Annotated in this window: 17 protein-coding genes; all 17 read left to right on the top strand. The window is 44.8% G+C overall.

The genetic code is table 11. The features are described from left to right. The first annotated feature begins 98 nt into the window (after positions 1 to 98). On the top strand, positions 99 to 386 hold the full coding sequence (gene spoIIID / locus MKX68_RS14030) for a sporulation transcriptional regulator SpoIIID (protein ID WP_024632710.1): 288 nt from the start codon (positions 99 to 101) through the stop codon (positions 384 to 386). Between the two features lie 219 nt (positions 387 to 605). After that, positions 606 to 1604 carry a rod shape-determining protein gene (locus MKX68_RS14035; RefSeq protein ID WP_133386096.1) on the top strand — a complete coding sequence of 333 codons (999 nt, stop codon included), beginning with the start codon at positions 606 to 608 and terminating at the stop codon, positions 1602 to 1604. A gap of 102 nt (positions 1605 to 1706) precedes the next feature. Further along, on the top strand, positions 1707 to 2591 hold the full coding sequence (locus tag MKX68_RS14040) for a flagellar hook-basal body protein (RefSeq protein ID WP_340912384.1): 885 nt from the start codon (positions 1707 to 1709) through the stop codon (positions 2589 to 2591). Positions 2592 to 3007: 416 nt separating this feature from the next. Then, positions 3008 to 3847: a flagellar hook-basal body protein gene (locus tag MKX68_RS14045; RefSeq protein ID WP_338588718.1), complete on the top strand. Its 840-nt coding sequence runs from the start codon at positions 3008 to 3010 to the stop codon at positions 3845 to 3847. A 12-nt stretch (positions 3848 to 3859) separates the two neighbouring features. Beyond that, positions 3860 to 4084, top strand: a complete 225-nt coding sequence (locus MKX68_RS14050) for a DNA-directed RNA polymerase subunit beta (RefSeq protein ID WP_017691949.1) — start codon at positions 3860 to 3862, stop codon at positions 4082 to 4084. Positions 4085 to 4571: 487 nt separating this feature from the next. Beyond that, positions 4572 to 5003 carry a 3-hydroxyacyl-ACP dehydratase FabZ gene (gene fabZ / locus MKX68_RS14055; protein ID WP_036613058.1) on the top strand — a complete coding sequence of 144 codons (432 nt, stop codon included), beginning with the start codon at positions 4572 to 4574 and terminating at the stop codon, positions 5001 to 5003. 111 nt (positions 5004 to 5114) lie between these two features. Continuing rightward, positions 5115 to 6836: a phospho-sugar mutase gene (locus tag MKX68_RS14060; RefSeq protein WP_076209803.1), complete on the top strand. Its 1722-nt coding sequence runs from the start codon at positions 5115 to 5117 to the stop codon at positions 6834 to 6836. Between the two features lie 217 nt (positions 6837 to 7053). After that, positions 7054 to 9075, top strand: a complete 2022-nt coding sequence (locus MKX68_RS14065; RefSeq protein ID WP_338588717.1) for a DUF5693 family protein — start codon at positions 7054 to 7056, stop codon at positions 9073 to 9075. Beyond that, positions 9051 to 10232, top strand: coding sequence for a polysaccharide pyruvyl transferase CsaB (gene csaB, locus MKX68_RS14070; RefSeq protein WP_340912390.1), 1182 nt, complete (start codon positions 9051 to 9053; stop codon positions 10230 to 10232). Before MKX68_RS14065 ends, csaB begins: the two co-directional genes overlap by 25 nt. 7 nt (positions 10233 to 10239) lie before the next feature. Continuing rightward, a complete protein-coding gene (locus MKX68_RS14075) occupies positions 10240 to 10998 on the top strand; it encodes a WecB/TagA/CpsF family glycosyltransferase (RefSeq protein WP_340912393.1) in 759 nt (252 codons plus the stop codon). 374 nt (positions 10999 to 11372) lie between these two features. Then, the gene (locus tag MKX68_RS14080) at positions 11373 to 12500 is read left to right on the top strand and encodes a glycosyltransferase family 4 protein (RefSeq protein ID WP_340912396.1); all 1128 of its coding nucleotides are present in this window, start codon (positions 11373 to 11375) and stop codon (positions 12498 to 12500) included. 165 nt (positions 12501 to 12665) lie between these two features. Continuing rightward, positions 12666 to 16622, top strand: a complete 3957-nt coding sequence (locus MKX68_RS14085; RefSeq protein WP_340912399.1) for an S-layer homology domain-containing protein — start codon at positions 12666 to 12668, stop codon at positions 16620 to 16622. Between the two features lie 204 nt (positions 16623 to 16826). Next, a complete protein-coding gene (locus MKX68_RS14090) occupies positions 16827 to 17168 on the top strand; it encodes a hypothetical protein (protein ID WP_076332560.1) in 342 nt (113 codons plus the stop codon). Positions 17169 to 17681: 513 nt separating this feature from the next. After that, entirely contained in the window at positions 17682 to 20756 is a 3075-nt protein-coding gene (locus MKX68_RS14095) for an S-layer homology domain-containing protein (protein WP_340912402.1), read from the top strand. A gap of 229 nt (positions 20757 to 20985) precedes the next feature. Then, positions 20986 to 23583 carry a hypothetical protein gene (locus MKX68_RS14100; protein ID WP_340912405.1) on the top strand — a complete coding sequence of 866 codons (2598 nt, stop codon included), beginning with the start codon at positions 20986 to 20988 and terminating at the stop codon, positions 23581 to 23583. A 140-nt stretch (positions 23584 to 23723) separates the two neighbouring features. After that, positions 23724 to 24290 (top strand): hypothetical protein, encoded by a 567-nt coding sequence (locus MKX68_RS14105; protein WP_340912407.1) that lies wholly within the window; start codon positions 23724 to 23726, stop codon positions 24288 to 24290. Positions 24291 to 24438: 148 nt separating this feature from the next. Then, positions 24439 to 24711: an alpha/beta-type small acid-soluble spore protein gene (locus MKX68_RS14110; protein ID WP_340912410.1), complete on the top strand. Its 273-nt coding sequence runs from the start codon at positions 24439 to 24441 to the stop codon at positions 24709 to 24711. Positions 24712 to 24787: the final 76 nt, after the last annotated feature.

Here is a 24787-nt window from a genome sequence, read left to right on the forward strand (position 1 = left end):
TGGGACCTTCGAAGCTTGTCACACCTCTAAACCGCGAATATATAGGCATGCTCCTCATATAATGTACCAAACTATCCACACAGTAGGGAGGCGGGAGCGTGCACGATTACATCAAGGAACGGACCATCAAAATTGGTCGCTGCATTGTTGAGACGAGGAATACGGTCCGTACCATAGCCAAAGAATTCGGCGTGTCAAAGAGTACTGTGCATAAGGATCTGACGGAGCGTCTGCCGGAAATCAACCCTGATCTTGCTGACCAGGTGAAACACATTTTGGAGTATCACAAGTCCATCCGCCATTTGCGGGGCGGTGAAGCGACCAAAATTAAATACAAAAAAACGAGTGGCAAGAAACGTGAGGTGTTGGCTTCCGCCAAATCGTAAGCATCTTCACAAAGACGTAGGCCAAAAAGCTCACACATGCATTGAATCCCTCCCCTGAAGTATGATATGTTAAAAGCTGGTACAGGATCGAATTATGACATCTTATCAGCCCGATTTTTACATATATATGTTGCACTTTGTCGAACGAGCGGTGACGTGATAAGGGACTCTTTTTCACAGGATACGCTGACCAAATAATATCACTTTGGGGGCTCTTTTATGTTTAGCAAGGATATCGGTATTGATCTTGGCACGGCGAACGTGCTTATTCACGTGAAAGGAAGTGGGGTTGTCCTCGATGAACCTTCCGTCGTGACCATTGAAAGAGATACGAAGCGTGTCCTTGCTGTTGGGGAAGAAGCGCGTCGTATGGTGGGGCGTACTCCAGGTAACATTGTTGCCATTAGACCGCTGCGTGACGGCGTTATTGCGGACTTCGAGATTACAGAAGCGATGCTCAGACATTTCATTAATCGTGTGGGTGCAAGAAGCTGGTACAGCCACCCTCGGATTCTGATCTGTGCACCAACGAACATTACTTCCGTGGAGCAGAAGGCCATCCGTGAGGCGGCAGAACGCAGCGGTGCCAAAGAAGTGTTTCTGGAAGAAGAGCCGAAAGCGGCAGCGATCGGTGCGGGAATGGATATTTTTCAGCCGAGCGGCAATATGGTCGTGGATATCGGCGGCGGTACGACTGACGTTGCAGTCCTTTCTATGGGCGACGTGGTCACCGCCTCTTCTATTAAAGTCGCAGGGGACAAGTTCGACGAAGCCATTATCAAGTTTATCAAAGCCAAGTACAAGCTCATGATCGGTGAACGTACCGCTGAAGATATCAAAATTGCGATTGGTACCGTACATCCGGGTGGACATCAAACGGAGATGGACATTCGCGGACGGGATATGGTATCCGGTCTGCCTGTTACCGTAACGGTATCGGGAAATGAAGTACAGGAAGCACTTTGGGATTCCGTGCAATCCATCATCGTGGCAGCGAAGTCGGTATTGGAACGTACCCCGCCTGAATTGTCAGCGGACATTATCGACCGTGGTGTTGTATTGACTGGCGGAGGTGCATTGCTGAACGGACTGGACGAGCTTTTGTCCAATGAATTGCATGTACCGGTATGGGTGGCTGAAGATCCAATGCACTGTGTCGTGAAGGGGACAGGCATAATGCTTAATAATTTGGATCAGGTGGTTAAGAAAAAGTTCTAATCTGCCGATATAAATAGCAAAGGTTCGCCATGCTCGGAAAGCAGAACGGACAAGCAGCCAACCTGTGATGCAGGTCAAGCGCTTGAGGAGAGGGGTTAATTCATGTTAAGAGGTCTGTACACCGCTACTGCGGGAATGATTACGCAACAACGCCGCCATGACACAGCAACACAGAATATCGTAAATATGAACACCACGGGATATAAACAAGTGAACAGCGTAAGCCGTTCCTTCCCGGAAATGCTCATTACTTTGGTAGGCGGAGATGCAAATCTTCCAACAAAGCGGCTGGGCAAGCTGAACACGGGGGTGTTCGCGGAAGAGAGTTTGTCCATGAATTTGCAGGGGACCATTATGGAGACTGGGCAGAAAAATGATTTTTCCATTTCATCCAATATGACTGTCAATGATCCCCAGACTGGACAACCTGTCCCGTTTGACGCATCAGGCAAATTTGTACGGGCCGACGGCACGGTGACTTACCAGCCTCAGGCGTATTTTACAGTTCAGGATGCAGAAGGTAACACCGGATATACACGCGATGGTCACTTCGAGATCACAGGAACGGGACAATTGCTGAGCTCAACAGGTTCACAAGTGTTGGATAATAATGGACAACCTGTAGTGTTGACAGGTTCCGTAGAGCAATTTAAAGTGGATGAGCAAGGCCGTTTGGTGGACGCAGCTACGGGTGCACCGACAGGAGTTACTCTTGGCATTAGTGTCATTGACCAACCGAATCAACTGGTTCGTCAAGGTAATGGCAATTTCAGTCTTAGTGATGCAAACGGGGCAACAGCCCGGATGATGGCAGCTGGTGATAATGTGCAGATCCGTCAGGGATACTTGGAAGGCTCGAATGTCGATGCCTCACAGGCAACGGTTGATATGAACGCTGCATTCCGTGCGTATGAAGCAAACCAGAAGATCGTACAATTCTACGACCGCAGTCTGGATAAAGCCGTCAATGAAGTCGGGCGTGTATAACGCCGACGTTTAAATATAACCGCGCAGCGGAGAGCCAAACACCCTTTGCGCAGCAAAGCAGAGAGGCTCACGCGAAGCGCAAAGCAAACGCAGCCGAGCTTATGCGAGGAATGCGCAGCATTACCTGAGCGCAGCGACGGTCTCGACAGTCCTTTGCGAAGCAAAGCAAGGAGAGACCACGCGGAGCTACACGCCGCATAAAGAGCGTGCCGTGCTATGATTCAGCCATGTGAAACTATGGCGGGAATCATAGCACGGCAGTCGCGGCGCACACACACCACCGCCACTTAGCAAGATCGTACCCCACTTACCTAATCCGCCTGTTTCGGGAGTCCAGAGGGCAGCGCCATCTGGGGCCCTCCCTACTAGGGAGGGTTTGGGAGGGTGGACAGGACACAAGGGAGGGTATACCACCGATGAATAATTCCATGATTAGTGCCAAGGTTTCCATGACTGCCATACAGCAGCGTCTGGATGTCATTTCCGATAATATTGCCAACGTGAATACGGCAGGCTATAAAAGCAAACAAGCGGCTTTCGAGGATGTGCTGACCCGGGTTCAACAACAACCGGACAAATACAAACTGGATGGACGTTCCACACCGATGGGATATAACCTCGGTTTTGGTGCTCGTTTGGCAGATGTGACGAAGGATATGTCTCAAGGCCCCTTGAACGAGACTGGCCTTCCGACCGATCTGGCTATTGAGGGAAATGCGATGTTTGCAGTTGAAGCGAATGGGGAGAAAATGTGGACACGTCAGGGTGCATTTCATTTTGTACCTGATACAAGACCTAAGCCTACTCCGAATTCACCTGATATGATGGTGATGGTCAATGGCGAAGGCCACTTTGCCCTGGATCGTCAAGGCAATCGTATTACGGCACCGAATAATAGCAAAGTTGCTTTTGATGAAAATGGCAACCTGTTAATCCGACGCGGTAATGAGGCAAATGCAACCATTGGAGCACAGCTGCAAGTGGTAGACATTGAACGCCCTGAGGGGCTGGTACAGTATGCGGATAACCTTTTTGGTCTGGATGCGGGATTAACCGAAGATGATGTATTTGGCGCTAATGCAGCTACACGTCAAGCGGCTGCCTTGATCCGTCCAGGATTTCTGGAGCAATCCAATGTGGATCTGACACAGGAGATGTCTCTGCTTATGCAAGGACAGCGGACATATCAGCTGGCGGCAAAGGCGCTAACATCAAGTGATTCCATGTTGGGTCTTGCCAACAATATGAGAGCGTAAAAGGTGAATGTGATGACAGAAACACAGCAGCAGAACAGTAAGCCAGAGAAAAAGGAAGTCAAGAAGAAGAAGAGTGGATGGCGCATCGCAAGATGGTTCCTGGTTCCGGTCCTGCTTGTTCTTGCCCTCGCTGGCGGAATGGTAGCTGGATATGTGGTACTGGGCAAACAGGATATCGGTTCCGTATGGCAATGGAGTACATGGGAACATGTATATAATCTGGTGTTCGCTCCATAATGTAACGAGTTAAGCGAAAACTCCTGCGCAGGCAGGAGTTTTCTTTTTGACGTTGAAAACAGTATAATGATGGATGACGTTTGACGTCACAAAAGAGGCCTCCCCTGCGAAAGACATTCGTCATCGCGAAGAGAGACCCCTTATCTTAACCTTCACTACTGCAGTCATGAAGGATATAACTAGTGTTAACCCAAAATATGCTTTCCATACAAAATTTAAAAATTAAAAAACCATTTATATGAGCTTCGACTTTGTCATGTGGGGGTTGACCTTGCAGCACCGAAGTAAGTGGAGGGAACGGAATCGTTCAGAAGAAGCAAAGCGCTCGCCTTTGTCACCGAATTTTGACCTCTCTGAGGTTGATCAAAAAAATTCGGAGACAACAGCGATCAGAGGGACGATCCGTAACCGTAACGACCACCGTAGCGCTAAGAGTCAATCCATGATGAAGAACGCTCATATAAACATCCCGAGAGGAGATTACACTGTGCTCGATATCAAACAGATTCAAGAAATCATCCCGCACCGTCCCCCGTTTCTGCTGGTGGACAAGATTCTAGAGATTGAGGATGGAAAACGTGCGGTTGGTTTGAAAAACGTAACCATTAACGAACCTTTCTTCATTGGTCATTTCCCAGAGTATCCGGTAATGCCGGGTGTACTGATTACAGAAGCGCTGGCACAAGTTGGTGCAGTAGCCATTCTGAATTTGGAAGGCAACAAAGGCAAAATCGGCTTTTTGGCGGGACTGGACAATTTCCGATTCCGTGGACAAGTTGTGCCCGGAGATACGTTGATTCTGGAAGTGGAGATTACACGTCTGAAGGGTTCTATTGGTAAAGGTAAAGCAACTGCCCGAGTGAACGACAAAGTTGTCGCTGAAGGCGAGATTATGTTTGCACTGTCTGACCCAAGCTGATTACATACGTGAGCATTTACATCATGCAGGAACGTAGACGGACCGAATGATGCAAGATGCTGAAGTAACTCAGCACACCTGAATTTATATAGACGGAAGGGGTTTATCGGAATGGAACAGTTAAGCACAGCAGCAGCAGAGACGTTGCAGCAATGGTTGGAGGATGCTTCGATTGATGAAGCAACGAAACAGGAGCTTCGTGACTTGCAGGATCAACCGAAAGAGCTGGAGGAACGTTTTTACAGAAACCTGGAGTTTGGTACAGGTGGATTGCGCGGAGTTATTGGTGCCGGAAGCAACCGGATGAACCGTTACACCGTAGGTCGGGCAACGCAAGGATTTGCGCGTTATTTGCTTGAGCAGCATGGTGACCAAGAAGGCAAACCTTCTGTTGTCATTGCTCATGATTCCCGTCATTTCTCACCTGAATTCACACTGGATGCTGCGCTTGTACTGGCTGGAAACGGCATTGTAGCCAAGCTGTTCCCATCCCTGCGTTCAACTCCTGAGTTGTCATTCGCGGTGCGTCATCAGAAGGCAACTGGCGGAATTGTTGTAACAGCGAGCCATAACCCACCGGAATATAACGGCTACAAAGTCTACAATCATGAGGGCGGTCAATTGGTACCGAATGAAGCGGAAAAAGTCATTCAGTACATTCAGGAAGTGCCTTCCCTTGCTGACGTGAAGAAACTGACGCAAGAAGAAGCAGAAGCTCAGGGGCTCCTGATCTGGTTGGGTGAAGACCAAGACCAAGCGTTTGTGGATACCGTAGCAAGCCGCAGTCTGAGCCGCGAACTGATTCAATCCGGCATAGGCCGTGATTTCAAAATCGTTTACACACCGCTGCACGGAACAGGCAACATCCCTGTACGTCGCGTGCTGGAGCAGATCGGATTCGAGCAAGTGCACATTGTGGCTGAACAAGAACAGCCGGATGCTGAGTTCTCTACCGTGAAATCCCCTAACCCGGAAGAACGCGAAGCGTTTACGCTTGCAATGAAGCTGGGAGAATCCGTAGGCGCTGACATTCTGATCGGAACAGATCCGGATGCAGACCGTATGGGTGCTGTTGTGAAAGACAACGATGGCAAATATTTCGTCTTGTCCGGAAACCAGTCTGGTGCGATTATGGTACATTACCTGCTCAGTCGCCTGCAAGAGACAGGTACACTGCCAAGCAACGGTGCAGTTGTCAAAACAATCGTAACAAGTGAGATGGGTGCTGTCATTGCCGAACATTACGGTGCAGAAGTGATGAACACACTGACAGGCTTCAAATATATCGGTGAAAAAATGAACCAGTTCGAAGCAACAGGCAGTCATACATTCTTGTTCGGATATGAAGAGAGTTATGGCTACCTTTCCGGCAACTATGCCCGTGACAAGGATGCTGTCCTTGCCTCGATGCTGATTGCTGAAGCAGCTGCGTATTATAAGAGCCAAGGCAAGACGTTGTATGATGTTTTGCAAGAGTTGTACAACCAATTCGGATATTTCTTGGAGAAGCTGGAGTCCCGTACGCTGAAAGGCAAAGACGGTGTGGCTCAGATTCAAGCCAAAATGACGGACTGGCGTTCCAATCCACCACAAGAAGTAGCGGGAATTGCTGTACAAGATGTGCTGGACTACTCCCTTGGTCTGGACGGTCTTCCGAAGGAGAACGTACTGAAGTTCATTTTGGCAGACGGTTCATGGTTCTGCTTGCGCCCTTCTGGGACAGAACCGAAGATCAAAGTATACTTCGCCGTGCGTGGAGAGAATTTGGAAGATGCGGAAAGCCGGATCGAGCGTCTGGTGACTACAGTGATGTCGCGTGTAGACGCACAATAATACGAATGCAACAATGAGCAAGAACATGAGAAGGCCTCTCCGCACCGTAAGGTTGGTTGGCGGAGGGGTTTTTCTTTGAAATAAAAGTGTAGAGAGTTCTAGCATATAAGAGGGCTTGTTGACACAAGCTGTTTGTAACCTATTGTATGAATGTTAAATGAACGAATTACTTGAGCTGAACGTGCATTTGGTTCCAACACTTGAGGAGGTACATGTAGTGCGTCAAAAATGGCTTTATTGGAATAACGCTTCTCGGAAGTGGTTGTGGCTCGTCGTTATTATCGGTCTGGTTGCGTCCATCCCTGTAATCAGTGATCGGGTGCAGACAGAATCTTCTGCCAAAAAGGTGGAGCTTGTCTTCAACTATAGAGGTCTGCTGGATATCTCCGCGTATCAGGCACATCCGCAAGATTTCATGAATGAACAATTGACTCGTCTAAAAGACGCAGGCGTAACAACGATGGCTGTGTTCGAAAGTACATTGGACGAGCTGAGAAAGACACGCCGACTAATGGTGTACAATGGCCAAGATCTCGCGAACTTGACCAAAAATGTGATTCCTTCTAATGAAAATTACACGTATGTGTTATTTACATCGGAGGAAAACGCACAGACGTATACCCCTATTATTGAACAAACGTTCGCTGATCGGCAGATTCCGGTAGTACCATGGGAATATGAAGGTCGTAGCGGCTTAATATTGCAGACTCCTCCGGAGAATGCCAACATGCAGCCTTTGCAGCCCGATCCGGTTGCCGTGAAGATGCTGCGTGATAAAGGTTTTTACATTTTGCCGCGGATCTCGGACAGTGTGCCATACAGCCAGGAATCGATGGAGCGCTTGCTTACCTTCTTCGAAGAGAATGGCGTAAAGCGCATCTTGTTTGATGGTGATGCTGTGAAAGGGTACAATGATAATGCAGAGATGAAAAGTCTCGACCAATTCGCACAATTGCTGAACAAGCACAATATTGGTCTTGCAGCCATCGAGAACTTGAAGAAACCGCAGTCTGGATTCCAGACCCTTGCTTATAAAACGGATTACAACGTTACGCGTCTGTACTCGCTTAGTGATGGAGATGCCAATCTGGACGTAGATACGATTGCTGACCGTTTTGTTCTCGCAACCAAGGATCGCAACATTCGTATGCTCTATATGAATGCATCACCAAGCCGGAATACAGCAAAGGCCATGATTACAGATCCAATTGAGAATCTGATCAACAGCCTGGGTGAGCCGGGTCATGCGGTAGAACGCATGGCGAAGCATGGATTCGAGCTAGGACAAGCTGAGGCATTTACAGTTAAGGATTCTTCGATTCAACGTTATGCCAAGCTGGTTGCTCTTGTTGGTGCAATTGCCATGATTGCACTTATGGTTTCTTATTTTATCCCACTGCTGACTTTGATAGCATTTGTGGTTGCTCTGGTGGGCAGTGCAGGATTGTTCCTCTTGAAACCAACGCTGCTGGAGCAAGGAATTGCCTTGCTTGTGGCCATAGCGGCTCCGACCATAGCGATGGTGCTGGCCGTTCGTACAGTGAACTATCAGCAGCAGCGTCAACCTGACGCATCTGCGGGTCGTCGTTTGAAACAGACATTAGTATTATATGTAAGAACGTCAATTCTGTCGTTCCTGGCGGTACCTTTTGTCATCGCATTGCTTAACAGTATTACGTACAGTCTGGTAATTAACCAGTTCCGCGGCGTAAGTCTGTTGCACTTTGCACCTATGGCACTGGTAGCGATCTATATTGTGTTTTATCGTGGTTCGGGTTCGTTCTCTATTAAGAAAATTAAAGAAATGCTTCGTATGCCAATTAATGTGTTAATGGTTGTTTTGGCGCTTGTTGCTGCCGTTGTTGGGTACTATTACTTGAGCCGTACAGGCAACTCGGGTTCAGTAACACCATTCGAGATGTTCCTTCGTACCACGTTGGAAGATACGTTCGGTGTGCGGCCGAGATTCAAAGAATTTATGCTGGGACACCCGCTATTTATCGTTGGCGTGTTCGCCGCTTTAAAATATCGTAAAGTCATCTTTGTGCTCATTATTGCAGCGATTGGACAATTGTCCATGGTGGATACGTTCGCGCATATCCATACGCCGGCTGTATTGTCACTCATTCGTGGAGTGATGGGATTGGGACTTGGCTTAATCTTCGGTATCATTGCTGTGGGTGTGTGGCAAGTAGCGGAAGGATGTTGGAAAAAATGGTCACCACTTCTCAAAAGTTAGTCATCTCGGGGTATTACGGATTCCGCAATAGCGGAGACGAAGCGGTGCTAAAGTCGATTTTGACAGCGCTGGAAGAGGAAAGCCAAAGGTCGAACGTCACCATTGAACCTATTGTTCTCTCGGGTGATCCCGAGTCAACAACCGCCATGTACGGTGTACGCTCCGTGCATCGCATGAAATTGAAGGAAGTCCGTGAAGCACTCAAGGAGAGCGACGGGTTAATCAGTGGCGGAGGAAGTCTATTGCAGGATGCAACTGGACTGAAATCCATTCCTTATTATCTGGGTGTAATCAAGCTGGCTCAGATGTTGAAAAAACCAACGTTTATCTATGCACAGGGGATTGGCCCTGTGAATCGTAAAATTTTTAATCCGATGATCAAATCGGTCTTTAAGGCCTGCACCTATGTATCCGTTCGGGATGAACAATCTGCAGACTACCTGCGTGGGCTCGGGTTACAGTGGAATCAGATCCATGTTGTACCCGACCCCGTAATGGGTTTGCCATTACCTGAAACAAATTCGAGAGCTGTAGCAGGCGCTACTTCAGCAGATGCTGTTAACCAGGCTAATCGAGTGGAACCTTCAACTGGAGGACATACCAAGCTTCCTGTGATCGGCATTTCGGTACGTTTTTGGGAATCAGATCGGAAGGAACTTACGGCTATTGCCGCAGGATTGAAAAAGTTGTGCTCCAAAAGAGCTGTGCACTTGCGTTTTCTGCCATTCCATTTGCCAGTTGATGAACAGGCTTCACGATTCCTTATGGAAATGCTCGGTGATGTGACCAGTAAAGGCAGCGAGATTAGCATCACACCGGATATGACCGATCCTCAGCTTATGCTGGAGGAAGTCAGCAAGTGTGATCTTGTGATCGGTATGCGTCTGCACAGTCTGATCTATGCGGCATCACAGTATGTGCCTCCGGTGGGCATCTCGTATGATCCGAAAATTGATCAATTCCTGCTTCGCCTGGATAGTGAACCAGCAGGCAATACGGATACACTCGATGGCGACAAACTCGCTAAGACTGTTGTTGGACTGCTGGATCAACGTTCACAGTGGCTGAAGGAACATGAAGAAGGTATCACCCAACTGAAGCAGGAAGCTAGAGTACCTGCACAGCAGATTATTAACTATTTAGGCCGCAAAGGATGAGATAAAGATGAGTCAGACCGGATCAATACCTACCGTTTCGATCTACGGCATTCCTTTTTCCAAACTGACGATGAAAGAAACGGTAAAGGTTCTTCAGGAAGCTGTGCTGTCCAAGCAACCACACCAAGTCATTACAGCTAACCCGATTATGGTTATGGCTGCACTGGAAAATCCCGCAATCATGGAAGTCATGCAAGCTGCGGATTTGATTGTTCCTGATGGAACAGGTGTCGTATGGGCTGCAAACTATTGTGGAGATCCTGTAGCTGAGCGTGTGCCGGGTTTTGAGCTTTTACATGAATTGCTGCGTGTTGGAGAAAACTATCGATGGGGCGTATATCTGCTGGGTTCCACCCCTGAGGTGATTCAAGAAACGGCAGTTCGGTTACAACAGCAGTATCCGGCGATTCGAATTGTGGGTTATCGCGACGGTTATTTTGGTCCGGCTGAGGATGAACAGGTTGTTGCTTCCATACGGGAAGCTGCACCTGATCTGTTGTTTGTAGCACGTGGGGCAGACACCCAAGAACCGTGGATTCACAAACACAAAGATGCACTTCAAGTTCCCGTAACCATGGGCGTTGGCGGCAGCTTTGATGTGATTTCGGGCAAAACCAAACGTGCGCCTATGCTGTTCCAAAAGTTAAGACTGGAGTGGTTCTATCGCTTATTGCGTGAACCAAGCCGGGCTGGCCGGATGCTTGCGCTTCCGAAATTCGCTGTTAAGGTGATGCGGGACAAAGAAAACGTGACGAAAGTCCGTTAAAAACAGGTAATTGCGAGATAAATGCTTGTTTTTGCTAGAAATTGAGGATGGCTTTTCGGGTGTGATGAGCGTATAATTCATTCCGGATTACATGTGTGCCACTCCATGAAAACAGAAGCGTTACACTTGGCACTACGATTGCAAGGCAACCTGTCGATCGCCGTTATCCCCAGATTTCCTTTTATCCTTTTCCAAAGGATGAAATCCGGTGATAAATGCGAACGTTACACTTCTCTAGGTTTTCCTTGCACTCTCCGTTATCGTGTAACAGAATTTTTCATCAAAAGTGACTAACAATAATTTTTTATATATAAAAAGAGATCAGGGGATTTATAATTTCGTACAGGTATTATAATTGGGGGTCGAATGTTCAAATGGTAGCGATCTTTATCATTGGATTTATCGTGTCAATGGGACTGGCTCTTGCCCTGACACCACTTGTCAAAAAGTTCGCAGTCCGCATTGGCGCAATGGATACGCCGAATGCACGTAAAGTACACACACGGATCATGCCACGTCTTGGTGGTCTGGGGATATTCCTGGCCTTTATTATTACAGTTGCCGCATTGCTTCCTTTTGTATCGGCATGGTTCACAACTCGGGACATGAGTTTTGTTAGCGCGTTTCTGATTGGTGGAACAATTATCGTGCTGATCGGAGCACTCGATGATCGGTTTGAACTGTCGGCCAAAGTGAAGTTGCTGGGTCAGATCGTTGCTGCTTCTGTCGTTGTATTCGGATTTAATATCCGGGTAGATTTCGTTAACATTCCTTTTCAGGATTCCTATTCTTCACTCGAAGCTTGGGTATCCATTCCGCTGACGATCTTATGGATTGTTGGTGTAACCAATGCGATTAACCTGATTGATGGTCTGGATGGTCTGGCAGCTGGTGTATCTGGTATTGCAATTGGTACCATTGCCGTGATGTCCTTCCTGATGGGTAACATGATGATCGCTTTGATGTGTCTTGTATTGCTGGGTAGTATTATCGGATTCCTGTTCTTCAATTTTCACCCGGCCAAGATCTTCATGGGGGATACCGGATCACTATTCCTTGGTTTCTCTCTGGCGATGCTGTCCATGCTGGGATTCAAACAAATTGCTATCGTGTCCTTTATTACACCGCTGATCATTATCGGTGTGCCGCTCTCGGATACCTTCTTCGCGATTATCCGTCGTGCGGTACAACGGAAACCGATTTTCGCACCGGATAAAGGTCACCTGCATCACTGCTTGCGTGAACTTGGATTCAGTCACCGTCAGACGGTACTGATCATATATGGAATTGCCGCATTCTTCGGAGTTCTGGCGATTATCCAATCTTCCGCTGCCATGTTTGAAGCGAACTGGGTAACATTCGTGGTCATCTGTATCATGATGTTCTTCCTTCAGGTGGGAGCAGAAGTCATCGGGCTTGTTAGCAAAACGAGAAGACCGGTTATTAACTTCCTGATGCGTATGCGCGTCAAGATGAACCCAGAGACTCGATCGAAATCATAAATAGATAAATGTAATGGTTACAGCTATTCTTGAATATTATTCCAGACCCAACCTTATCCCTTGTGGATAAGGTTTTTTGTTTATTTTGAGGTTTTTACTAAATAATTGGAACCTTTTGCCGATATATAAAGGTAACTGACTTAAAAAGAGGAGAGATGATACGTAATGCAACAAAAGAAACGGCCATTGGTCTGGATCATGTTGGTCACCATGGTGTTCTCATTGTTCCCACAAGGTCTATTCGGTGGGGCTGTTGCTTCGGCTGCAGACGGTGATCCGGTTGGATCTAATGCTTATACCACATATTTTACGCCAGATCTTAGAACATTGCGGGAGACCGCTGCTCTATCTATAGTTCCAGATGCAACCAAGGCTTTCTTGACACGGTCGAATGCATATACAACCTCAACTTCAGCAATTACAATTTCAGGTTCTTATGCATTTGTATCCAATACGAGCTTAAAGGTTAAGGTTGAACAACTGAACTTGGTTACAACCGGTTCAGATAGCAAATGGGTTCCAGACTCGACTAAATCAATCACAACGGCTGTTACTGCTGATCCAAGTGGTAATAACAAATTCACAGCCAATAACCTGAATCTGTTCCCAGGATTCAACCGAGTTACTTTCTCTGGTAATCAGGGATCAGTTGAACGGTCAGATACATTCTATGTATTGTACGATCAGGCTCCATTTATTGAAAGCTTCCAAGTATTTACGGACAGTTCCGCTACTGGCGGTAACAAATCCTATAACCTGAATGAGGGTTCCAACACGGTTGTAGATACACAACGTGTGTCCATTCAAGGTAAAGTACAGAACTCTACACTTGTAAGTGTAAAAGTGAACGGCGGGGATGAAATCAATGCCTCCATGCTGCAAGATGGATCATTCTTCTTGCCACAGCTAGCATTAAAAGCAGGACTAAATAATTTGAAGTTCAAAATTTCAAGTGCATCCAATGCCATTGAAACTGAACGTTCGATTTACTATTTTGATAAAGACCAACCTTTCACAGATTTGAAGGTACAATTGGGGGGCCAGAATAAATCTATTCTGGACAGTAATCCGGTATTTACGGGCACAACTCAAACAACAGCAACGTTAACCGGACAGGTGCTGCTTCCGTATTCAGCGAGCCCTAATCCCTTTAGTCCGACGAATGGTGAGATCACGTTGTCTAATGGCAACTTGACGCAACCAACTAATTTTGTGTTTGAGTCGGACCCGGCTGAAGAAGTACTAATCACGGGTTCCGATGGTGTAACCATTGAGTACCGATTGGTAAAATTCGAGGTTACAACACCGTATAACTTGGAACTTGCCGCAGATGGCACATCTCCCAAGAAGGATCAAACGCTTCGTCTCCGTCTCGCATACGGTAATTTCAGTGCAGGATATAACGCAAGTTATACCTTCTCCCCAGGGGCACAGGATATCACAGAGATCTACTATTTGCCTGATTATAAAGAAGGCGAAGCCATTGATTCCCAAACGAAGCTTGATGGAACTAAGCTGCAAACCGATCAATTCTTCATCTTGGTAGAATCCAGTGAACCTATCTCAGGAACGCTTGTAGGTGAATATTTACCAACAGGTACTACAAAGCTTAAAATTGACCCGGTCGCTACTGTTGATGCGATGAAACTGAAAGATAACCAAAAAATCTATAAAGTCTCCGGTTTCCTTGGTGGAGATCAACAGGTACGCTTTTACTATGGTAGTCCGACGAACTTGCCTAAGATTGTAAAAATTTCTTATGTAACAGCGAGCTCTATTTATGTGGAGAGTCTTCAAAACGGACAAACCTACACCTTTAACTCCAAGAGTAGTTCGCAAAAGCTTACGTTAAAAGGACGTTTTATTGGTTTCAAAACCCTAGGCGGTAATAACTTTGTCGCTGAAATACTTGTAAATGGTAAAAAATATACAACGACAGAAGCGTTCCCGAAACCAGATGATGGAACGTTCAGTGTAGATCTTCCCGTCTTGAAATCAGGACCGATTGTCTATGGTGAGAATACGATCTTGATCCGTGCTACGGACGAGGATGCGAACAAACTTCCAATCACGATCTCGACTACGTTGAAGATCAATGTCATTGACCAAAATCAATCGACAGTGACGTCTTTCATGCCTACGCTGATTCCTAAGGACTCACGTCAGCAATTTATCAACAAACCAATCACGCAATATGAAGATGATGAGATGAAGCGCATTTTCTCTGTTACACCTGAATTTGCTTTCAAAGAAGACAAGTATGTAACAAGTGAAGAAAATTATGACCTCGTCATTAATGGCGGTGGTGCTGATATTGTGAACGTCTACTTCGGTTCTGATAAAATTTTCACTAAAGAACTGACAAGTACAACGATTTTTGAAGTGAATCAACCAGCTACAACTGGCTTGCCTAGCTATGATATTACAGGTAATAGTGATCTTTTCCTGGCACGGATTCAGAATCTTAAGTTTGATGTACCAGGAACACATGTGTACACACTCGAACTGATCAACAGTACTGGTGCGAGAACGACACAACGTTTGGAAATTGTACGCGAACCTTCTTCTTACCGCATTTTGTCTCCACAACCTACGGTAGGTAACAACATCGTTGTGAACAAAAACTTTGTTCGTTTCGATATTGAAGCTGAGGGAGCATCTCAAGTATTGATCGGTAAAGAGCCAGCTGTTAAACGTACAGATATGAATAACCGTTTTGTATTGGATTATGTAGGACTCAAAGCAGACAAGAATAATGCAATTAAGATTCAGATTATACGCGAGGGCGGCACGATCAACGATACGATTAATGTGTATTATACAGGTGCGATCGCGATTGATTCACAGTACATGGCTCCTAAGGTAGCCAACAAATATACTGTGTTTAACAAAAATGTGGTGCTTTCATTCCCGAAAGGGACGGTACTGCAATCGACAACAACAAGTGGCATGGTGAAGTTCTATCCAGACAATAAACTGTTGTTTGGTATCGCTGATCCAAAAGACGGTGTTGTTGAACGTAAGAATGACTACGGTAATGTTATCGGAGTTAATGCAGATGACAGAAGTACCAATGGTGCCAGCGTCATCCGTATTCCTACCGAGTTGTCGAGCTTCTTCGCCTCGGTGATCAATACAGCCAACTTTACTCAAGTATCTGATATTTACTGGATCAACGGTGGTCTGGGTGAACTGGGTGATCGTGGTACGAACGGATACAAAGCAGGAACAAACGGAATTACGCCGTACTCCATAGATGGAGAGTTTACGAGATATGCTCAGGAGCGTATTCTTACACCATCCCAGCGCGGAACGTTAACGCTGAGTTATGATCCATCCATTGTTGACGATGTAGGGTCTACGATTACGGTATATCGTTACTCGGACGATTCTAATGTAGGCAAATGGGTGTCCATAGGTGGTGCAGTGGATACGAAGAGTCACACCATTACCGTACCGTTTGATGAATTTGGTTATTATAAAGTCATGAAGCAAAGTCAGAGCTACCCGGACATCACAAACCATCCGTGGGCACGGAACTTGCTGAATGCGATGTATTCCAAAGGAATTATGAATCCGCTGAGAACCAATGCGTTTGGTGCGGATGATCAGACAACACGTGGCGAATTTGCTACTTTGCTTGTCAAAGGTATGGATATTCAACTGGTTAAACCAAGCAAAACAACCTTCACAGACGTTTCCGAGAACACCAAATCGGATCGTTGGACGTATGAAGCGATCGAAACAGCAGCACGCGCAGGTATTGTTCAAGGACTTAGTGATGGGTTCTTTGGACCAGACCAGCCTGTTACACGGGAGCAGGCAGCTGTTATGATCGCACGGGCGATGAATGCCAAGCTTGCAGCCAATGACAGTAAATTGACGGCTACGTTGGCCAAATCGTTCCTGGATTCAACTTCTATTGATTTCTATGCACGACCAGCCATTGTGGCGGTTACCAAAGCAAAAATCATGGAAGGAAGCCCTGTAAACATTCCAGGTGCAGCCAAAACGCAATACCAATTCAATCCAAAAGGTAATATGACTCGTGCAGAAGCAGCCAAGATTGCAGTAGAACTGCTTAAGAAGAGCACGAAACTATTCCCTAAAACATTGAGCTAATCTAACAGTATTGCGATGATTTTAGGAAGGACCTGTCCCTTTTACTAAAGGGGCGGGTTCTTTTTATAACTCTAGAATAGCTCGTATAGAATTCATTTATAATAGAAGAAATCTGTTTTTTACCAATAACTATTTTTGTAATTTGCTAGAGATTAAGATACAATAACGGTAAATACACAATGATCTAGAGGGTGAAGTTAGCTAATGAAACCGATTTATTCGAGAGCCCAATTGGGTTACATGAAGGCAAAGACACAGTTCGAGAAGCAGGCAGTCATTCTGGAGAAAAAGTTGGAAGATACACGTAAGACAGAAGAGATCTCACAGGAAGTTATGGAAGGACTTGTACAGTCCACCGGCTTCCATGATGCGTATAACAGTCTGGTTCTGGCCGAGAATGAATTGATTGAATGGTCTCACACTACGATGAAGCACGAGAAGACATACCGGGAGAACAGACAACCAATTGACGATATGTATCTAAGATTGAACAGCGATCCAAATATGCGTGCTCAGATTATTGAGTTAGCGATGAAGATCCGCTAAGTTATAGTCACTGATCCAAGAAGAGGACCCTGAGGTCCTCTTTTTTTATTTTCAATTTTGTAGAATTTGTCGCTTCATTGTGGAAAATAACGGGTATAATTAAACGTCCACATCATTCTTTACACAGTGTGATTTCGGAAAAAAGTCATGAATTCAACTTCATTAAATGTTTTGAATCCGTTAAAGACCCGCACTGCATCAATACATAAAGAAATTCAAAACTTTTTTTGAGGAATCCGCAACTTTTTGAAATCTACTGCGTTTAAGATGTAGAGTCGAAAACATTGGGCAACTTACCAAGAATGACCTCGTGAAGAATCTTGTCTATTTATTAGAAAAAATTGCTTTACGGCACGAGAGACCCATTGTATAATACGTAAGGTAGGATTAGGAAACTACTCTATTTACGTATGATTCTATCTTTTATTCTTGTTAACAAGTTTCTGTGATATGCTCACAGACATCATTTATATTAACTTGCTCATAACTCTGGAAAGGGGGTGCGACAATAGAATGAGGAATACGAGCGACCCTATTAAAGAAAATTCCAATGTTATGAACGCCCAAGGAGGAGACAAAAAGGTTATGAAGAAAATTTTATCCGTAGCACTGTCTACAGCAATGGCATTCTCAATGTTTGCATCTGTAGCATTCGGTGACACAGCAGTAACACCACAACAACAGTTTGACGCATTGAAAGCAAAAGGTATCTTCAATGGTTACCCAGATGGCACAGCTGGTCTGGACAAAGAGATGACTCGCGCTGAGTTCGCAAAAGTTATCACTAAATTGTTGGGTCTGAAAGAGATCACTGGAACTCTTTCTTACAACGACAAAAACTACACAGCTAAGAACTGGGCTGTACCTTACATCGAAGCAGTAACTGCTGCGGGTATCATGGAAGGTAAAAACGTAGAGAAAAAAATCTTCGACTTCAATGGTAAAGTGACAGTAGCTGAAATGGCTACAATCTTGACTCGTGCACTTGATCTTGAAATCCCAACTGAAACTAACAACAATGCAGCAGCATGGGCTAAAGGTTATGTTCAAGCAGCGATCAACGCAGGTCTGATCGACGCTAACGCTAACTTCTCTGGTAATGCTTCCCGCGAATTGTTGGTAGGTGCAGCTTACTCTATCGATCAAGCTCAAAGCTTGAAAGTAGAATCTTACACAGTATCTGAAGCTGGTAAAGTAGTTGAGTTCAAAATCAGCGACGGCGAAACTGTAAAAGTAACTTTGGATAAAGCTCTTGAAGCTAACAAAGAAACTGAAGTGAAATTCACTTACAAAGATAAAGAGTTCACTGAGAAAGTTACTTATGTAGTAACTGCAGCAACTAAAGTTCAAAGCGTAACTGCTGACAACTTGAAACAAGTTACTGTAACTTTTGATGGCGATGTTGACGCTGCTACAGCAGAAGATGTTAACAACTATCAATTGAGCAAAGATCTCAAATCTGCAGTTTTGTCTGCTGACAAGAAAACTGTAGTGTTGACTTTGGATAACGAGTACTACACAGGTGGTAACAAACTCGATAACCAAAAAGCAATCAAATTGACTGTTAGTGGCATCAAAAACTCTGACGGTTCCAAAACAATTGCACAAGAAGTTACTTTCACACCAGTTGATGTAACTACACCATCTGTTAAAGAAGTTAAAGGTTTGGGTACAGGAGCATTCCAAGTAGTGTTCTCCGAGCCAGTTGATCGCGCTTCTGCAATCACAACTTCCAACTACAAAGTTGATGGTAAAGTAATCTCTGGTACAGTGGAATATGCATTCCCTGACAGTGTTATCATTACTACTTCTTTGACAACTGGAGACCACAAACTTACAGTTAGCAACGTTCAAGATTTCTCGGGACTGAAAGTAGTTCCAGTAGAATCTGATTTCGCTGTTGCAGCTGATACTGAAGCTCCAACTGTAACTTCTGCAAAATCATATGATTTGCAAAAAGTTGAGATTGAGTTCAATGAGCCAATCAAATCGTTTACTCGTGTATACAACGGTACTGCTGCTAAAACTGGTGAAGTTACACGTTCCGGTAATAAATTGACTGTAACATTCACAAGAACTAACGCTCTAAGTGTTGGAGAAAACACAATCGTAGTAGAAGGTGCTACTGACTATAGTGGTAATACTGCTACTCGTGAAGTGAAAGTTACTCCAACTTTGGATACTGTTAAACCAGCAGTAAGCAATGTAGCGGTATCTACTGATAATGGTAACCATGTGTTGAAAGTGAAATACAGTAAATCTGTTTATTCTAACACTAACACTACGGGTACAGCTAAAGCTAACTACACTATCAAAGATAAAGATGGTAAAGTAGTTGTAGGCTATGGTTTGGATGGAAGCGGACACCCAGTTAAGACAATTGGTTACGATGTTAACACAAATGAAGCAATTATCACTCTGTCTGGATATCTTCCACAAGGAAACTACACTGTAGAAGTATCTGGAGTTCAAGATAATGCTTATGTGCCTAACACTATCGTGCCTGTATCTTCTGCAATTACTGTTGGTAACACTTCTGAATTTAAAGTTAATAGATTCTGGAGCACTGAGGAAAACAGCAACGGTACAAAACGTGATGTTAACTTCTTCGTTACTTTCAGCAAAGCTGTTGCAACAGAAGGAACTGGTAATGCTTTGGAGAAATCCAAATATGCATTGAAATGGACTACTGGAGCGACAACATTTGAAGCTTTGCCAAGCAATGCTACTGTTGAATTGGTAACTCCTGAAACTGTTAAAATCACAGTTCCTTACACTGATAAAGTTTTGAATGCTGCCGATGCTAAATTACGTGTATCATTAGTTGCAGACCAAAATGGTGGATTTGCTTACACTGACAATAGTTATGTAAGTGGAGAAATCGCTGTAGCAGGTCAAGCGGTATCATTGGTTGCTGATTCTGTCAAAGCTACTGCTACTAACAAAGTGACAGTTAAATTTGACGGTATCTTGAATACTGTTGATGCTAACGACTTTGCTGTGAATGCAGGTGGATCTGATCGTGCTGTTGTACTTGATGGTCAACCTACTTATTCAAATGGCCAAACAATTGTAAACTTTACACTTGCTAATGATTATAAATTGTCTGCAGCTCCTACTGCTAAATTTGGTTTGAGAGTCGGTACTCCAAACACTCAAGATAACTTGGGAGTTCGTGTAAGTGTACCTGCTGCAGCTGCAGGATTGAATGTTATCGATAACATTAAACCTGAAGCTGTTAAAGTAGACGGCCAAGAAATCAAACTTGCAGCTGGTACTGGTAATGAATTTACAGCTAAAGTTAAATTCGATGAAGCTATCCAAGCTGTTTCGAATACAAATGTTGTAAAACTTAGCGTTACAGGTAATACTGTAACTGATGTAGCTTATGAAGTAGATGGTACTGACCCTACTGTATTGAATGTTACATTCACTACAGAAAACGTTCTTGCTAATGATTCTGTAGTAACTGTAGAGTTGAACAGCAGCAATGCTGATTCTAAAGTTATCACTGATGCTTCTGCTGCTAAAAATGCAGTTGCTGCATTCTCATTGAGCGGTGTAGTATCCGAAATCTTGATTCCTTAATAATATTTTAAAAAAAGAACCATACACCTAATTAGGTGTATGGTTCTTTTTTATACAAACAAAAAAATATGATACAATCCAGTTGATATAGATGATAATCTTTAAATTATTGTGCTAGTGTCTCTAATTTAAGTATGTTAATATGTCGTTTGCAACAACATCGTAACTTTCTCCCCATTCCAAACGTTTATACTATAATAGCAACAAGCAACTTATGGGAGGTTTGGAAGTGAATCAAAAGAAAATGTTTGTGAGCTTGCTCGCAAGTGCAATGTTGATTAGTTCAACAGCTGGCATAGCCATGGCAGCGAGCACAACCAATAAAACGTCTGCCACCAGTTCAAATAGCAGTACATCGAAGAAAACAACAACCACCACGAAACAGGTTGTACATACACTTGGTAACCTATCGGCTGTTAAAGTGACAGCGCGAAGTTCCGTAAGATTAACAGACGTAAATATCTTGGCACAGGATGATGGCAATGTGGTTACGTATACATTGTCTTATAAAAACAATGACAGTACTCCAATGATGATGCTCGATTACTGGAGCAAAGTGAAATCAAAGGGTGGAACATCATTCTCACCTAAACTAATCGCAAAAGATCAGGAAAAGAAAACAGTCGCGCCGGGATCAACCGTTGAGTTGACCTATGTCATGAAAGTGGGTCGCGAAGTGAAACTCAGTGATCTGAACTTCCTCATTGTGAAATGGGATTTCAGTCAAGCTAACTATGAACGAACGCTGGGTAAATTTAACGTGCCCGCATCCTATAGCATTACCACTCCTGTAGGAAAACCAAAGACGGTTCGTCTGAGTGATTCTGCGGTGAAGGTGAAAGTATCAGGTATTAAAGTGTTTCCAGGTGAAGATAAGAAACAGTATGTGAAAATTGGCGTGAATTTAAACAATATTAGTTATAAATTGCTTGAAAATCCGAATATCAAATGGATTCTACGTACGCCAAGTGGTACGAACTATCCCTTAACTCCGGATAAAGACAGTACGAATGTTAGCATTCAGGCACAGGCCAATAAGGCACTTAGCCTGATGGCATCTCTTCCTACGTCAGTGAAGCTGCAAAAGTCTGAGCTGTTGCTTGTAGAAGAACAGGGTGAAGAGAAGAGTGTTCTGCCTGTTGCTGCTCTGCAATTGCCAGAGGCTAGCAAGACGAATGTAGAGGTTGCTGCCAATCAGCCCAATATCATCTCTGTTGAAGGACAACGACTGTCCACATTGCTTGAATCTGCCAAAGTTCGAATCGATGATGGTGAGTATAGTCTTAACCTTCAAATGAAGCTAAAGAATGAAGGCAAGAAAGCCATTAAGGTGCCGGCATATACCTTCGAGGTACGGAATACAGACGGAACGGTCTATCCGATCGAAACCAAAGCTCTGGATACTTTGAAGTTGAACCCAGGCGATATCAAGACGATTAAGCTAAGTACAACCCTTCAGGGTGATGGTAATACAAGCAAAATCAAGCTGTATGTAATGAGTCCGGTAGACAAAAATGAAAGCACAGAATCCACAACGTCTTCTCCAACAAATGGATTTGTTTTCTCCTATCCTGTAGGTGTCTATGCGATTCCTGAATCGGTATCCAGTGGAGATGGATTGACGACCGAAACGGTCATTAAAAATAACAAAGGTACATTTGGTGTATCTTTTGGATCGTTACAACGGTTGCCGTGGCTTGATAGTGATATTATTGCCGCAAAAGTGACTATTCGTAATGCAGGTAACAAAACAGTTCAACTTCCTGAACTTGAAGCAATGTTTATGATTGATTCTGCTGAGATTGAAGGAGACAAGAAGTTAATCTACACACAAAGTGGCAAGTTACTTGGAGCCGGCATGACAACCGAGGCGTACCTGTTGACCAAGATTCCTTCTGAATTACGTATATCTCGTCTGGAACTTAGTCTGAACGAGAAAGTTAGTGAGGAAGAAACGAATGAATGGATTACGTTAAATACGTCCGGATTAATTCCACCGGTATCTTATGTTGGAAGTGGTAAGACATATACTTTGGGTACTGCTGATAAAGAGACCGAAATGGGTGTGCGGAGAACGATTCGTTATCCGGGAACGTCATCGGACATCGTATATACCGAATTCGAAATGACGAACAAATCACTGCGTCAAAGTGGTCTCGGTAAACTAGTAGGTTACTTCAAAACATCGGATGGCCAGTATTACAGAGCAACTGCGAAGCAAGCAGAGCGTCTGCCTGGGCCGGGTCAGAAGTCGATCGTTACGTTCTGGGCTAAGATTCCGAAGTCCGTTACCTTCTCTGACCTGCGTCTAATTGTGGGTGAAGGTATTGCAGACAGCAAGTTTGTAACCGGTGAAGGGGAAGCGACTGCTTATGTGAATGCTCTGGCATTCGAAGTACCGCCAACTTCCTTTAGTGTTCAAGGCACGCTGACCAATATTAATCTCTACCCTTACTCCTGGACTGCCAACAGTGTGAGAGCATATCTGGCAGGCAGTTCGTCTGTACAGATCGAGATGAATTACAGCTTATCCCGTAATGAAGAGATTGAGATGGGTGAGAACGAGCATAAGTTAATCCTCACTCTGACGGACCAAGCAGGTAAATCATATGAGAAAGAGCTGACTTTGGGAACCGATCTGAAAGTGGGAACCAACCAGACACTGAGCTGGAGCATAGAAGATAGCTTCTTCGAGAAGTTGCGTGGTGGTTCGTATCGCTTAAGCGTAGATGATCAGTTCCAGGGACAACGTATTCGTCTTGCAGAGCAAAGTTACGGATATGACCTGACCAAGCTTCCGAAGGAAGAACCTGTTGATTTGAGATAAATGCACATATTCGAATAATCGTTAGATTTGTCCACAAAACCTCGTTTCCACCCCAACGGAAACGAGGTTTTGCTTGTCGCATCCCTATTTTTTCTCTATAGTTAAAGTTAATAGATTACCAGAGGAGGAAAATGATTCACATGAAACCTTATATGAAAGTATCCCTTGCAGCGCTCGCGATTGGTGTTGGCGTGTGGGTTGGGTCGGTATACAGCAATACAGCCATCGGTGCAGGTACAAGCCAGCCAGGAACAGCAGACGATCCAGTTGTAACGAAGAGTTATGTTGACCAGCTGATTCAAAAAGCATTGGGTGGTGGCGTTAGCACTGGTTCTGGGAATTCATCCAGTAATAATTCCGGATCTACAGGAACCGGGAACTCCGGTAGCACAGGTGGAGACACTTCACTTCCTCCACTAGTCTCAGGCGCTTCTGATGCCGTTGAGATCGTAACCGTGAAGCCGGGGCAACAGCTGATCGGCAAGTCTGGCGCGGAGTTCATTGTACGCAGCGGCAAGGCTGTAATCGTCAGTGAAGGTACGAATGGTGTAGCGGATCTGACGGACGGGATTGACCTGACGAATGGACAGGCAGCGCCGACCAATCACCTGCTCTCTTTTCCAAGAGATGGACGTGGAATCACGGTATTGGAAGGAAACAAATATAGCCTAACCGTAATGGTTCGTGGTGGATATACTTTGAAATAGGATTTGTAGCTGCTAAAGGAATTATTCATTAGTCATACTTTTCATTTGCTCAGATTACCCAGTTCTAACAAACATTAATACGGCTAGCCAACCTTATTCCTGCTCACTCTATAACTGTTGACAATCAATTAATGGAGGTGCAGGAACCATGGCTAGAAGCAATCGTAAAGTGGTACCCGAAAGTCGTCAAATGCTGGATCAGATGAAGTATGAGATTGCTGCAGAGTTTGGTCTCAATGTGGGTTATGGTGGCAGAGGTTTAGCTGGTGCGGATACAGAATTTGGATCTGAACTGGGTGAAGTAAGTGATCACTCTTATGGGCAATACAAAGGGTGGGGACATCTGACTTCCCGCGATAATGGATCGGTTGGTGGAGAGATCACCAAAAGGCTAATTCGTCAGGCAGAGCAGCACTTATAGGGCATTTTCCTTACCCCGTTTCGTTTGACACGTCTTGACAAATACGTTAAGATGGCACTTGAGGTATGCAACCTTT

The organism is Paenibacillus sp. FSL M8-0212 (genome assembly GCF_038004645.1).
Taxonomy (GTDB): Bacteria; Bacillota; Bacilli; order Paenibacillales; family Paenibacillaceae; genus Paenibacillus.